The organism is Paraburkholderia sp. BR10872, from assembly GCF_040965835.1.
Lineage (GTDB): Bacteria > Pseudomonadota > Gammaproteobacteria > Burkholderiales > Burkholderiaceae > Paraburkholderia > Paraburkholderia nodosa_A.
The window spans coordinates 1-13516 of sequence record NZ_JBFRCN010000026.1; the positions used below are offsets into that span (position 1 = coordinate 1).

Here is a 13516-nt window from a genome sequence, read left to right on the forward strand (position 1 = left end):
CTTTCCAAGCTTCAAGTAGAGTTTGACCGCTCGGATGCGTTCTTCGTATGAATACATGGGCCAGCTCCTAATAGTCCAAGAATTCCGCCGCACCCCCAAAGCGGACACTACAACTTAGCCCGTACAATCAAAAAGTTCGATAATTTGCATTATGTTAAATAAAAGATAACCATGTCTCCAGCACCAATCTCCTCGCGATCCGCCTCCCTCAGCGTAGCGACGGACCGGCGCTCGCATCAGGCCCTCCGAGGATCATTGCGGTACCTGCGCAACGGGTTGCGCCGTAGCGGGCTGTGCAGGAGGCGGTCCGCTTGCCGGTTGCGGCACGCTCATCTGCTCCGCCTGCACGACCCACCCGCCGCCCATCGCCATGTAGAGATTGACGAGGTTTGTCAGCGTCGCGGCCCGGGTCTGCGTCTGCTGCAGTTCCGCGTTGAACAGATTGCGCTCGGCATCGAGCACCTCCAGGTAGCTCGTATAACCGCCCTCGTAGCGTAGCCGCGCGAGCCGCAGATACTTGCGCAGCGAGGCGACCTGATCGTTCTGAATCTCAAGCTGCTCACGCGACTTCTGCGTCGAGATCAGCGCGTCGTCAACCTGCTGGAACGCGACCCTTATCGCATTTTCGTAGGCGAACAGCGCCTCCTGTTGACGCGCGTCGGCCTGCTTGTTCTGACCGTAGATGTTGCCGCCCGTAAAGAGCGGCATCGTTGCCGAGCCGGCGAACGCCCATACCCGAGCAGGTCCGGTGAAAAGACTGGAGAACTGCGTACTCACTGATCCGAAGAGCCCCGTGAGCGAGATCTGCGGGAAATACAGCGCACGCGCCGCACCGATCAGCGCATTTTGCGCAACCAGATTCTGCTCGGCCTGCAGCAGGTCCGGGCGGCGTTCGAGCAGGTCCGACGGCATGCCCGCTGGCACGGCCGGCGTCGAGAGATCCACCAGTGCGCGACCGCGCAGGATCGGCTCGGGATTGCTGCCGAGCAGCACCGCAATCGCGTCTTCCTGCTGGGCGATCTGCTGCTCGAATTGCGGGATGGTCGCCTTCGTCGCCGCATAGTCGGACTGGCTCTGGGCAAGTTCCATATCCGAGGTCTGCCCGAACTGCTGGCGCAGCGTGAAAACATGCACGGAATCGGCGCGACTCTCCGTTGTGCTCTTCGCGATTTCGAGCTGCGCGTCGAGGCTGCGCAGCGTGATATAGGACGATGCAACCGATGCGACGAGCGTCAGGATCGTCGCGCGGCGGCTCTGCTCGGCCGCGTTCACGTTGGCACGTGCCGCTTCGGTTTCGCGCCGCACCTGGCCAAACAGATCGATGGTCCAGAAGGCAGACAGATTCGGCTGGAACTCGTTGAAGACCGGCGAGACGCCGGCCGGTATCGGCGTCGGCCCGTTCTGCGATGCGCGCTCGCGCGTCGCGCTGAAACTGGCACTCGCCTGCGGGAACAGTGCCGAGCGCGTGCTCACGAACTGTCCCATGAACTCGTCGACACGCGCAGCCGCCTGTTTCACGTTGAGGTTGTTTTCCAGCGCGGTCTTCACCAGGTCGTTCAGCACCGGGTCGTCGAACTGCGCCCACCACATGGTGTTGGCGACGTCGGCCACGTCCGGGTAAGCAAACCGGTACGTTGCCGGCACCTCCACTTTCGGCCGCTCGTAGTTGGGGCCGAGCAGACAGCCGTTCAGCAAGCCGATGAGCAGGACTGGCGCGGCGACGCGCGTGAAGGCTGCGGCACGCATGTCAGTCGCCCTCGTGCCGCGCGGACGGCGTGACGGTCGGCGAGCCAGGGCCGCCCGAGGCCGGTGGTGGCGCTTCGTTATCCGGCTTGGGCGTTTCCTTGCCGCCGCCCTTGCGCGAACCAAGCGACTCGATCCCCCAGTAGAACATCGGAATGAAGAACACGGCGATGGCGGTCGCACCCAGCATCCCGCCGATCACGCCGGTGCCGATCGAATGGCGGCTGTTTTGCGAGGCGCCGAGTGCTATGGCGAGCGGCACGCAGCCGAGGATGAACGCAAGCGACGTCATCACGATCGGCCGCAGGCGCTCTTCCGCGGCGACGAGCGCGGCGTCGTACGGCGTCTTGCCCGTCTCCCGGTTCAGGACGGCGAACTCGAAGATCAGGATCGCGTTCTTCGCGGCGAGCGCGATCAGCATGGTGAGCCCGATCTGGAAGTACACGTCGTTGTTCAGGCCGCGCAGCAGGATCGCGAGCAGCGCGCCGAACAGCGCGAACGGCACCGCCATGAGTACGCCGAGTGGCAGCGACCACTTCTCGTATTGCGCGGCGAGGATCAGGAACACCATGACGATCCCGAACACGAACACGAGCCCCCCGGTCGAACCCGACTTGATCTCTTCGAACGCCTCGCCGCTCCACCCGACGGCGTAGCCCGGCGGCATCTGCGCGGCGAGTTCCTTCAGGGTGTCGATCACCTGGCCCGAACTGTAGCCCGGCGCCGCATTCGCGGTAATTTTCACCGCCGGGAAGTTGTTGAAGCGCGTGATCAGATCGGGTCCCGTGACGTACTTGTAAGTCATCACCGCCTTGATCGGCACCATGTTGTTCGAGCGGCTGCGCACGTAAATCTGGTCGAGGTCGGCGGGCGTGAGCCGGTAGCGCGGATCGGCCTGAACGATCACCTGCCAGAGCCGCGCGTCCTTGTTGAACTGCGAGACGTAGAGCGAGCCGAACATCGTCTGCATCGCGCTGTACACCTCTTCGACCGGCACGCCCAGCGTCTCCGCCTGGTCGCGGTCGACGTTCACGAGCAACTGCTGCGAGCTTGCGTTGAACGTCGTGGTCACACCGGTCAGTTCGGGGCGCGCCTTCGCCTTCGTCATGAAGTCCTGCACGACGCCAGCGAGCTGCTGAATGGAGCCGTCTCCGTGGCTTTCGATCCACATTTCGCTGCCGCCCGTGGTACCGAGACCGGGAATGGACGGTGGATTCACCGGTACGACGATGCCCTCCTGAATCTTCGAGAGCGTTTCGTAAGCCTTGATCAGCACGGCACGCGCGTTTTGCTCCCGGATGTTCGAGAACTTGTACCGTTCGTCGAACCCTTTCAGGCCGACGAAGAACGTGCCCGCGTTGTTCTTGTTCTGGCTGTCGAGCAAGCTGTAGCCGTTCACGATCGTGATGCTGCTGACCGCGGCCTGCTTCATGAAATGGTCGGTGACCTTGTCGCCCACGGCCGCGGTGCGATCGAGGCTCGCGGCGTCCGGCATGATGATCGCGCCAAGCAGATAACCCTGGTCCTCGGGGGGCAGGAACGCGCCGGGGATCGACTTGCCCATCAGGACCGCAAGCGCGATCACGGCGCCGAAAACGAGCAGGCCCAACACGTAACGCCGGATGATGAACTGCACGGCGCGCCCGTAGCCGGCGGTCATCCGCGCGAACTGGTTGTCGAACCACCGGAAGAAGCCCTTTTTCTCATGGTGCGTGGGCTTGAGCAGAATGGCGGCCAGTGCCGGAGACAGCGTGAGCGCCACGATGCCCGAGAACACCACCGAGATCGCGATCGTGATTGCGAACTGCTTGTACAACTGTCCGGTGATCCCGCCCAGGAACGCAACCGGCACGAATACGGCGCACATGACGAGCACGATCGCGATGACCGGACCCGACACCTCGTCCATCGCCCGCTTGGCCGCGTCTTTCGGACTGAGCTTGAATACCGCCATGTTGCGCTCGACGTTCTCGATCACGACGATCGCATCGTCCACGACGATGCCGATGGCGAGCACCATGCCGAACAACGTCAGCATGTTGATCGAAAAGCCCAGCGCCGCCATCCCCATCGCCGTGCCGACGATCGACACCGGGACGGCCAGCACCGGAATGAGCGTCGCACGCAGGCTCTGCAGAAACACGTACACGACGATCACCACCAGCACGAGCGCTTCGAAGAACGTATGGATCACGTCTGCGATCGAAGCACGCGTGAAATCCGTCGTGTCCAACGCGATCTGATAGTCGAGCCCCTCAGGAAACGACGTTTTGAGTTGCGCAAGTGTCTCGTGTACCTGCTTCGAAACGTCGAGCGCGTTCGCACCCGGCTGCTGGTAGACCGCGATGATCGTCGCGGGCTTGCCCTGGAAGGTGGTGCGATTCGAATAGCTCTTTTGACCCAGTTCGGCCCGGCCAATGTCTTTCAGGCGGACGATCGCCGCGCCGTTGCTCGCTGCGCGGATGATGATGTTGTCGAATTCGGCGGCCGTCGCGAGCCGCCCGGTTGTCGTCACTGCGAACGACTGCTCGACCGGGTTGCCGGTTGGCGCCTGGCCGACGGTGCCGACCGCGAATTGCTGGTTCTGCGCGCGCACGGCGTTTTGCACGTCGCCGGCGGTAATGCCGAGCTGCGCCATGCGATCGGGCTTCAACCAGATCCGCATCGCATAATCCGGAGTGCCAAAGATCGACGACTGGTTCGCGCCTGGAATCCGCTTGAGCGTATCGAGCACGTAGACGTTTGCGTAGTTCGCGATATAGGTCGGGTCGAAGCGGTCGTCCGGGGAGTAGATCGCGATCACCATCATGAAAGCGTTCGACTTCTTCTGGACCTGGACGCCCTGCGACTGCACCTGCTGCGGCAGTTGCGGCAGCGCGAGGTTTACGCGGTTCTGCACGTCGACCTGGGCGAGTTCCGGATTGGTGCCGATCCCGAAGAAGACGTTGAGCGTGTAGTTGCCCGTGGACGAACCGGACGAATACATGTAGATCATGTTGTCCGCGCCGTTGACCTGTTGCTCGATCGGCGCCGCCACGTTGTTCGCCACGACGTCCGCGCTGGCCCCCGGGTAGGTCGCGGAGACCGTGACCTGCGGCGGCGTGACGTCCGGATACTGTGCGATGGGAAGCGCGAGCATCGTCAATGCGCCGCCGAGCGTGATCACGATCGAGATGACGGACGCGAAGATGGGCCGATCGATGCAGAAGTGCGAGATGTTCATCGAGTCGCCCCTTACTGCGACGCGCCGCTGCTTGCGGCAGGCGCCGTCGCGCGCGTGCCCGCACTCGCCTGCGGCGCTGACGCCCCGCCCTTCTCAACGACTGCCTTGCCGCCGGTCTGCGTCGAAGGAAGCGTTCCGGCAATCTTGAGCGGCACGTCGGGCACGACGCGGATCGCGCCGTCTACCACGATGCGCTCGCCGGCCTTCAGGCCATCGTTGATGAACCAGTTGTCGCCGCTCCAGTCGCCGACTTCCACCACGCGCTGCTTCGCCTTCGACTCATTGTCCACGACCCAGACGAAGTGGCTCTTCGCGCCCTGCAGCACGGCCCGTTGCGGCACGAGGACGGCATTCGGCCGCGTGGCGCCCGTCACGCGCGCGCGCACGAACTGGCCCGGCCGCAACGTGCCCTTAGGGTTCGCAAGGGAGGCCCGCACGAGGAACGTGCCCGTGTCGGTGCTGAACGCCGGATTCGCAAAACTGATGGCGCCGTGCTGCGGAAATTCCGTGCCGTCCGCAAGTAGCACGACCACGACGAATTCGCTATTCGGCGGGAAGATCAGCTTGCCTGCCGAAATCTCGTCCTGAAAGTGGAGCATTTCGTTTTCGGAAATGCTGAAGTTCACCCAGATCGGATCGAGCTGATAGACAAACGTAAGGAGACCGGATGAATTGGCGATCAGATAGCTGCCGTCCTGCTGTCTTGCATAGCTCGCGAGTCCATCCAGCGGCGACTTGATCGTCGTGTAGCCGAGATTGAGTTCCGCTGTCTCGACCTGCCCTTGGGCGGAAATCACCGCGGCCTGGGCCTGCTTCTCGTTGCCGATCGCGTCGTCGAGGTCCTTCTGGCTCAATGCCTGTTGCGCGGCGAGCGGCTTGACGCGGGCAAGATTCTGCTGCGCTACCGTGAGCCGCGCCTGCTGCTGCGCAAGCTCGCCCCGCGCCGTCTGGAGCGCGGCCTGAAATGGCTTCGGATCCATCAGGAACATCGTCTGGCCGGCCTTCACCTTGTCGCCTTCGGAATAGGTCCGCCGGTCGAGAAAGCCGTCCACGCGCGCACGAATTTCGACTTCACGCGAACTCTGCGTCTGTGCGGTGAACTCGAGCTGAACCGGGGTGTGCTGAGCCGTGACCGTCATCACCGTGACTTCCGGTGCGCCGAGCGCCGGCGGCCCCGATGCCTTCTTGCAGCCGGCGAAGAGCGTCAGCGCAATGACGACGAAGATTAGCGGCAGGCGGTCCCGGCGTGCCGCAACCCGGGGTAACGGTCGATGCTCCGGAAAGAACGGTCCGCTCATGAATGGCCTCCCGCAACGCGCCGGACCTGCGCATCGCCCCGGTACGCGCGCGCCATGGTCACCTCTGCGTTGCCCGCTCTCACTGTTCGCGAATTGGATCAGCAAGGATCTGCACACTGCGCTGGACACGGCGCCGGCTCAAGCATGACGGGGCCAGCCGACTTGCCGCTCCCGGACGATTGCCCACGCCGGTTATGACTTCTTCGATACAACGTGCCCCGATGATTCGCGCGAAGATCGGAATGATCTTTGGGTCGCTGGCTGAGGTGCCGCGCATACGGCGCGCTCGAAGCGCCACCAGCGCTGCCCGGCGCGTTAGTATCGGCGCCGTCCTGTCACGGCGCTCGTAGTCGTCAAGTGTGGTAGCCGTCCAGGGCAAAAACAATGAGACTTTGGTCCGATATCCCGCCGAGCCGCGTTTTGCTGTACACGGCAAGGACGCACGGTTGCCGGGGCAACCGCCACGCGGTATGCCCACGTTGCAGTTTGTCCACGGTTGTTGGTCGCGCATTCCGCAAATGCGCTTGAACTGATCATTGAGCAAGCCACCAGCAACACGATCTTCATGGCGGTCTCCCGAAGGTTCTGCCAAAACGTGACAGGCGCATGATCGATGCAGCCTTGATCACCCCGTCTTCGTCTCAAAGACTGCAGGACGCGCGTTCAGCGAAGACCATCGTGCCGATACCACCGCTTCTTCATCCGGGCACACGTTGAGAACCGGTGCCGAGTCTTGCCGCCCACGCCACGACAGGAACAATGTCGTTAGGGGAAACCCCTCTTCCGGAATAACGATATAAAGATCAATTATTTGAAAAACGTATTCTTACAGCGTCAGAATGTGTTTTACGCATTCTCGTGCACCCAACATCAACCGGAAGATGGAACTACGCCAGCTCGAAGCCTTCGCCGCAGTGATCACGACCGGCAGCGTCACCGCCGCCGGCCGCCTGCTGGGGCGCTCGCAGCCAGCGATCACGCGGCTGATCCAGGAGCTCGAAACCGAGGTCGGCTATGCGCTGTTCACGCGCAATGGCCCACGCGTCACGCCGACCGAGCAAGGCATCCTGCTCTATGAGGACGTCGAGCACGTGCTGACGGGCGTGCAACAGATCCGCAAGCGCGCCGGCGAAATCGGCCGCGGCGAAAGCCGGCCGCTGCGCATTGCCGCGACTTCTGCCCTCGCCGCCGGCCTCGTACCCGTCGCGCTCGCGCGCACCGATGTCGGTGACACCGCGCAGACGATCCAGTTGCGCAGCCTGCCCCCCGAACAGGTCGTGCACGATGTCCTCACCGGCGCGGCCGACATCGGCGTGGCGAGCCTGCCGCTTGAGCATCGCGGCGTGGTCGTGCACTGGATCGGGCAATCCGCGTGCGTTGCGGCGCTGCGCGACGATGATCCGCTAGCCCGCTCCGAGCGGCTGCCGCTGTCGGCCTGCGAGGGCCGGCGCATCGTCACGATGCAGAACCCGTATCGCCTGCGCCGCCGGCTCGATCATGCGTTCGCACAAGCACACGTTTCCCCTGCGGGGCTGATCGAGACGAATTCGTCGATGAACGCGCTGACCGCGGTTCGCGCCGGTCTCGGCATCTCGGTGCTCGAACCCGTCACCGCCTACGGCATGCCGCTGGCCGGTGTCGCGATCCGCCCGATCGACGCCGACATTCCGTATTTCTTCGGCGTGATCTCGCGCGATGCCATCGCGTTGCCCCCCTCGGCCGTGACGCTCATCGACGCGCTCGCGGACGCAGCTCGCGCTGTGCTGCCCGATTTCGCGCTGCGTGCGAGCGCCGAACACGCCCAGGTCCTGCAGTCGCTGTATGGCGATCTGCCCGCCGCCAAGGAATCGTTGCCGTAATGAATCCGACCACCCCATCGTCCGCAGGTCTCGCCGCGCTCGAAGCCCGTCTGCGCGAGGATCTCGCGTGGCTCGAACTGCCCGCGAAGCGCTGGATACCCGAACGCACTCTCGATGGCCGCTCCTTGATCAACGTGGCGATCGTGGGCGGCGGTATGGCGGGGCTTGCGCTGGCCGCCGCGCTCGACCATCTCGGCATCGACGCCGTCATTTACGATCAGTCGCCGCGCGGTTTCGAAGGTCCATGGGCCACCACCGCGCGCATGGAAACATTACGTTCTCCGAAGCAGCTGACCGGCCCCGCGCTCGGCCTGCCCTCGCTCACGTTCCGCGCGTGGTTCGAAGCGCAGTTCGGCGGGCAGGCGTGGGACGCGCTCGACAAGATTCCGCGTCTGCAATGGATGGACTATCTGCGCTGGTACCGCGATGTGCTCGACATCGACGTGCGCAACGAACACCGCGTCATCGCCATCACACCGTGCGCAAACGGCAGCGTCGCGCTGTCCCTCACGAGCGCTGCCGGCGGCGAGACCATCCATGCGCGCCACGTCGTCCTCGCGACGGGCCGCGACGGCCTGGGCGGTCCTGCCGTGCCGGCCTTCGTGCGCGATCTGCCGCGCCGCTTCTACGCCCATTCGTCCGACGTCATGGACTATGGCACGCTGCGCGGCAAGCGCGTCGGCGTCATCGGCGCGGGGGCCTCGGCGATGGACAGTGCGGCCACCGCGCTCGAAGCGGGTGCGGCCTCGGTCGATCTGCTGATCCGTCGCGCGGACATCCCGCGCATCAACAAGGGCAAGGGCGCGGGCAACCCGGGCCTCACACATGGCCATGTCGCGCTCTCCGACGACTGGAAGTGGCGCATCCGCCACTACATCAACGTGCAGCAGGTGCCGCCGCCGCGCGGCAGTATGCTGCGCGTGTCGCGCCACGCCAACGCCCGCTTCAACCTCGGTGCGCCGATAACCAGTGTCGAACAGGTCGACGACGAACTGCACGTCAGCACACCGAAAGGCGACTTCGCACTGGACTTCCTGGTGTTCGCAACGGGCTTTCGCATCGATCTGACGAGCCGCCCCGAGTTCGCGCCGTTTGCCCGCCACGTTCGTGCGTGGAAAGACCGCTACGCGGCGCCAGCCGGCGACGACGACATCGAGCTTGCCGATTCGCCCGACCTCGGACCGGTGTTCGAATTCCAGGAAAAGACGCCCGGCGCGTGCCCGGGGCTCGAGCGCATTCACTGCTTTTGCGCGCCCGCGACGCTCTCGCACGGCGCGCTGTCGGGCGATATTCCGGCGGTCAGCGACGGCGCGAAGCGGCTCGCACAAGGGCTTGCCGCCACGTTCTATCGAGAGGATGTCGAATTGCACTACGCCAACATGGCGGCCTTCGCCGAGCCGGAAATCGAAGGCGACGAATGGACGCCCGCGCCATCGCCTCCGGCACTCGCCGAGCGCGAAGCGAAATGAGCGCGTGAATCTGCCGTTCTCCGGAATTGACCATGACATACGACACTGACGACATCGTCGATCGCGTTGCCGACCTGGCGCCCGACTCGGCCACCCGCACATTGCGGCACCAGCGCGCCAAAGTGGTGGAAGCGACGCAAGGCAGCTACGACGCGCTGTTCGACCCCACGCTGGAAGGCCTCACGTTGATCGAGCGGCTACTCGTCGCGCTCTATGCGAGCCGCCTCGCGCCCTCACCGGCGCTCGCTGCCCACTACCGCGCCGAACTGGCCGCGCACGATGTCGATGCAGCGACGCTCGCCGCCGTGGCAACGGGCGCGACCGAGGATCTCGCTGCGCCGCGCCTGCGCGCGATCCTCGCGTTCACGCGCACGCTGATCGAAAATCCGGTTGCCGGCGACAAGGCCGCGCTGCAGACGCTGCCCGCCGCCGGCCTGACGACGCCGGCCGTGGTGGCGCTCGCCCAGCTGATTGCCTTTTTGTCGTACCAGACGCGCCTCGTCGCGGGTCTGCAAGCCCTCAAGCAGCTGGAGCGCGCATCATGAGCGACATCATCCGATCGCACGGCTTCACGAACGAATCACTCGAATGGGACGCGTGGCTCGACGTCGTCGACCTCGACCAGGCCACCGCGGGTCAAATTGCCGTTCTCGAGGAAAGCCACCCCAAGGCAAAAGTATCGGACTACTACCGGTTTCTCGTCCATCAGCCGGAAATCCTGCGGCAGCGCTCCGCCGCGTTCAACGCAATCATGTACGCGCCCGGCGGCTTGCCTCGCGCGGAACGGGAACTTTCGACCACCGTGGTTTCACGGCTCAACGGCTGCGTGTATTGCGCATCGGTGCACGCCCAGCGTTTCGAGCAGCTCGCCAAGCGCAACGACGTGATCCGACAGGTATTCGCCGATCCGCACAGCGCGGGCACGACAAAGCGCGAAGAGGCGATCGCCCGCTTCTCGGCCGCGCTGACCGAGCACCCCGACGAGATCGAGGCGGCCCAGCTGCGCGAATTGCGTGAGGTGGGTCTTACGGATGCCGAGATTCTCGACCTGATCCATTCGATTGCCATCTTCGCGTGGGCGAACCGGCTGATGCTCAATCTCGGCGAACCTGTGTTTCCCGAGCCGACACCCGCCCTTGACCGACCAACGCTGGACCTCCCTTCAACCAAAACCCGGGGATAGCCGATGGGCACTCAACCTGGCATCAAGCCTGTCATCGTGGCCGCCGTGCTGGCCAATGCGATGGAGTGGTTCGACTTCACCATCTTCGCCGCGATGACGCCGATCATCAGCAAGTTGTTCTTTCCGGCCTCGCACGGCGCAGCGGGCGCGGATCTGAACGCCATCCTGCTGACGACGGCCCTCTTCGGCGCGGGTTTTTTCATGCGTCCCGTAGGCGGCGTGCTGCTCGGTCTTTACGGCGACACGTACGGCCGCAAGGCGGCCATGACGCTCGGCATGGGCATCATGGCGCTGGCCGCCGCGATCATGACCTTCGCGCCGACGTATGCAACGGCCGGCCTCGCCGCGCCGGTCCTGATGCTCGTGGCCCGGCTGCTGCAAGGCTTTTCGATCGGCGGTGAATTCGGCACATCGACGGCGTTCCTGATCGAACTGGCGCCGCCAAATCGCACCGGCTTCTACGGCTCGTGGCAGATGAGCGGACAACTCATGTCGACGATGCTGGGCGCCGCACTCGGCATGGTGGTCACACAGGCGTTCACGCCCGAGCAGCAACTCGCGGGCGCGTGGCGCATCCCGTTCGCGGTGGGCCTGCTCATCGCGCCGCTGACCATCTACCTGCGCCGCCACGCAAACGAAACCTACGCGCGCATCCACGCAACGCCGCACACCCGCGCGACGGAAGCGGCCGCCGTCAAGCGCGGACTGTCCGACTATCTGATCGGGATGGGCATGGTGGTGGCGAGCACCGTCACGTTCTACGTCACGTTCGGCTACACCGTCACGTATGCGAAACAGGTGCTCAAGCTGCCCGTTTCGGAAAGCTTCATGGTGCAAATGATCGCGGCCATCGTCATGCTGATCGTCACGCCGATCGCGGGCGCGCTATCCGACCGCTACGACCGCAAGACGCTGCTGGTCGGCTCGCTGGGCGCCTACCTGGTGGCGATCTATCCGCTCTATGCGTGGATCGTGGCGGCGCCGTCCGTCTCCCGGCTGCTCGTCGCGCAGATCGTGATCGGCGTGGTGAGTGCGACCTTCCTCGGCGTCTATTGCACGACGCTTGCCGAGATGTTCCCCAAGCGCACGCGCGCGACCTCGCTCGCGGTGGTCAATAACGTCGTCGTCCTGATCTTTGGCGGCTTTGCGCAGACTTTCGTGACCTGGCTCATCGTGCTCACGGGATCGCCGCTGGCGCCGGTACTCTATGTGATGATCGGCATCGCGCTCAGTCTCGTGGCCGTCGTGGCGCTGAAGCCGGGTCATTTCAGGCGGGGCAGCGCAAGCGCCGCTCAAACCATTGGGTGAGGCAGCGGGCTTGTCCATGTAGAAGGGTGAAGGCGAGGATGTGACGGCCCCCTCACGTCATCTTCCTGTCGTCAGGATTCCGTCGTCGTCCGACGCCGTCTGTGCGTTCGGCGTGTTCCCTATACGTTCGATCTGCACCCGCATCGACCGTGCGTCGGTGAGCCCCAGCGCTTTCGCCGCGGCATACGAGAGATCGATGATCCGGCCTCTCACATAGGGGCCGCGATCGTTGATGCGCACCACGACCGACTTCCCGGTTGCCACCGATCTGACGCGCACATAGCTGCCGAGCGGCAAGGTTCGATGGGCAGCCGTGAATGCGCCGGTGTTGAAGCGTTCCCCGTTCGCGGTCTCATGGCCCTGGAACTTCTCCGCATACCAGGATGCTTCGCCGGATTGGACCGCCTCGTGGCGCATATGACAGGATTCGCCGCTGCACGCGGCTTGCCGGGACGCCATTTGTCCGCACGCTGTGAACAACGCACAGATTGCGAGAACGCTCAAATAGCGCAGTGATGGCGTCATGGACCACATGTCAGTCAAATGAGCGATGGCTCAACGTTTTCAAAGGTGCACAGCATACCGCATGCCCGGTCGACATAAAATCCTGGCAATTTTTCAGGTTTCATGCAATGGGCTCATAAGTCCGGCCCTCATTTCTCGGCTGATGCCCGAAAAGAGCCCCTCGATTCGTCGATGGGAAGGTAGGGGCTCGTCAACGCCCGGCCTTACTGACCGAAGTAAACCGGCTTCATGCTGTCAGCGGCGGCGGGCGCGCCAGAGGACGACGTACTGCCTGCCATCCCGCCGTAACCGCTTCCGCCGTTCTGCGCGGCCACGCGTGCTTCGGCAGCCTGGATGTCGGCTGGGTAGTTGGTATTGTCGCCGTCACCTGGGCGGTAGCCCGCCTGTTCGAGCTGGATAAGCTCGGCGCGGACCTGCTCAGGCGTCACGGCGCTGTTCGATTGTGCAAACGAGACCGCCGGAGCAGACAGAATGGTAAGGATAACGAAGGTTTGAGCAAGGGATTTCATGATGAGGTTCCTCTAACGATTGCCACGTAGGATGCAACTAGCTTGAACCGATGCGCAGGTTCAATACGCTCCCGCAACTTTTCCCGCGCCCCCGCTGGCCTCCATTACTTGATGGAGGCCTGATTCCCCGTTCGTTGTTTCCGCCACGTTTTTGTTTGCACTGCCCAGCGGCCTGTGTCGAATCCACCCGAAGCGCAGGCTGCACCGTGGGTCCGCTGCCACCATGCGTGGTGATCGAAATTGCGCAGGAAATCGGCGCGGCGGCGCTCACGGAGGTAGTGCGCCGTCACGCCGGCCGCAGCGATCGCAAGCACGATCGTGCCGGCAGCCATACCCAGCCAGGTTGGATCCACGTCAGCCTCCCGATTGCATCCGCAGCGCTCGCGCGCCCCATGTGTC

General features: G+C 64.0%; 10 protein-coding genes and 1 pseudogene. 5 read left to right on the top strand and 6 right to left on the bottom strand.

Annotated features, from left to right (window positions below; all coding sequences use genetic code 11):
• Positions 1-252: 252 nt before the first annotated feature.
• Genes AB4Y43_RS20580 through AB4Y43_RS20590 form a run of 3 tightly spaced genes read right to left on the bottom strand, consistent with a single transcriptional unit; the run spans position 253 to position 6264 of the window.
• Positions 253-1746 (bottom strand): efflux transporter outer membrane subunit, encoded by a 1494-nt coding sequence (locus tag AB4Y43_RS20580; RefSeq protein WP_368728649.1) that lies wholly within the window; start codon positions 1744-1746, stop codon positions 253-255.
• 1 nt (position 1747) lies between these two features.
• Positions 1748-4966, bottom strand: a complete 3219-nt coding sequence (locus AB4Y43_RS20585) for an efflux RND transporter permease subunit (RefSeq protein WP_368728650.1) — start codon at positions 4964-4966, stop codon at positions 1748-1750.
• An 11-nt stretch (positions 4967-4977) separates the two neighbouring features.
• Positions 4978-6264, bottom strand: coding sequence for an efflux RND transporter periplasmic adaptor subunit (locus tag AB4Y43_RS20590; protein ID WP_368728651.1), 1287 nt, complete (start codon positions 6262-6264; stop codon positions 4978-4980).
• An 881-nt stretch (positions 6265-7145) separates the two neighbouring features.
• Between AB4Y43_RS20590 and AB4Y43_RS20595 the strand changes: the two genes are divergently transcribed.
• From AB4Y43_RS20595 to AB4Y43_RS20615, 5 genes are read left to right on the top strand one after another with little or no spacing between them, the layout of a single operon-like run.
• On the top strand, positions 7146-8123 hold the full coding sequence (locus tag AB4Y43_RS20595; protein ID WP_368728652.1) for a LysR family transcriptional regulator: 978 nt from the start codon (positions 7146-7148) through the stop codon (positions 8121-8123).
• Positions 8123-9592 carry an NAD(P)-binding domain-containing protein gene (locus AB4Y43_RS20600; protein WP_368728653.1) on the top strand — a complete coding sequence of 490 codons (1470 nt, stop codon included), beginning with the start codon at positions 8123-8125 and terminating at the stop codon, positions 9590-9592. The genes AB4Y43_RS20595 and AB4Y43_RS20600 overlap by 1 nt, the downstream gene beginning before the upstream one ends.
• A gap of 32 nt (positions 9593-9624) precedes the next feature.
• Positions 9625-10137, top strand: coding sequence for a CMD domain protein (locus tag AB4Y43_RS20605; RefSeq protein ID WP_342946150.1), 513 nt, complete (start codon positions 9625-9627; stop codon positions 10135-10137).
• The gene (locus AB4Y43_RS20610) at positions 10134-10775 is read left to right on the top strand and encodes a peroxidase-related enzyme (protein ID WP_368728654.1); all 642 of its coding nucleotides are present in this window, start codon (positions 10134-10136) and stop codon (positions 10773-10775) included. Before AB4Y43_RS20605 ends, AB4Y43_RS20610 begins: the two co-directional genes overlap by 4 nt.
• 3 nt (positions 10776-10778) lie before the next feature.
• The gene (locus tag AB4Y43_RS20615) at positions 10779-12083 is read left to right on the top strand and encodes an MFS transporter (protein WP_368728655.1); all 1305 of its coding nucleotides are present in this window, start codon (positions 10779-10781) and stop codon (positions 12081-12083) included.
• A 57-nt stretch (positions 12084-12140) separates the two neighbouring features.
• On the opposite strand, the pseudogene AB4Y43_RS20620 reads toward AB4Y43_RS20615, so the two are convergent.
• The 3 genes and pseudogenes from AB4Y43_RS20620 to AB4Y43_RS20630 form a co-directional block, all read right to left on the bottom strand.
• Positions 12141-12482: pseudogene (locus AB4Y43_RS20620) on the bottom strand (septal ring lytic transglycosylase RlpA family protein); the annotation flags it as partial.
• 329 nt (positions 12483-12811) lie between these two features.
• Positions 12812-13117, bottom strand: coding sequence for a DUF4148 domain-containing protein (locus AB4Y43_RS20625; RefSeq protein ID WP_368728656.1), 306 nt, complete (start codon positions 13115-13117; stop codon positions 12812-12814).
• Positions 13118-13221: 104 nt separating this feature from the next.
• Positions 13222-13470: a hypothetical protein gene (locus AB4Y43_RS20630; RefSeq protein ID WP_141710858.1), complete on the bottom strand. Its 249-nt coding sequence runs from the start codon at positions 13468-13470 to the stop codon at positions 13222-13224.
• Between the last annotated feature and the right edge of the window lie 46 nt (positions 13471-13516).

What these genes read in the sequence shown, in the direction of transcription:
- AB4Y43_RS20625 (WP_368728656.1), bottom strand. Translation starts at nt 13,117, where the DNA reads ATGAAATCCCTTGCTCAAACCTTCGTTATCCTTACCATTCTGTCTGCT.
- AB4Y43_RS20610 (WP_368728654.1), top strand. Translation starts at nt 10,134, where the DNA reads ATGAGCGACATCATCCGATCGCACGGCTTCACGAACGAATCACTCGAA.
- AB4Y43_RS20615 (WP_368728655.1), top strand. Translation starts at nt 10,779, where the DNA reads ATGGGCACTCAACCTGGCATCAAGCCTGTCATCGTGGCCGCCGTGCTG.
- AB4Y43_RS20600 (WP_368728653.1), top strand. Translation starts at nt 8,123, where the DNA reads ATGAATCCGACCACCCCATCGTCCGCAGGTCTCGCCGCGCTCGAAGCC.
- AB4Y43_RS20585 (WP_368728650.1), bottom strand. Translation starts at nt 4,966, where the DNA reads ATGAACATCTCGCACTTCTGCATCGATCGGCCCATCTTCGCGTCCGTC.
- AB4Y43_RS20595 (WP_368728652.1), top strand. Translation starts at nt 7,146, where the DNA reads ATGGAACTACGCCAGCTCGAAGCCTTCGCCGCAGTGATCACGACCGGC.
- AB4Y43_RS20605 (WP_342946150.1), top strand. Translation starts at nt 9,625, where the DNA reads ATGACATACGACACTGACGACATCGTCGATCGCGTTGCCGACCTGGCG.
- AB4Y43_RS20580 (WP_368728649.1), bottom strand. Translation starts at nt 1,746, where the DNA reads ATGCGTGCCGCAGCCTTCACGCGCGTCGCCGCGCCAGTCCTGCTCATC.
- AB4Y43_RS20590 (WP_368728651.1), bottom strand. Translation starts at nt 6,264, where the DNA reads ATGAGCGGACCGTTCTTTCCGGAGCATCGACCGTTACCCCGGGTTGCG.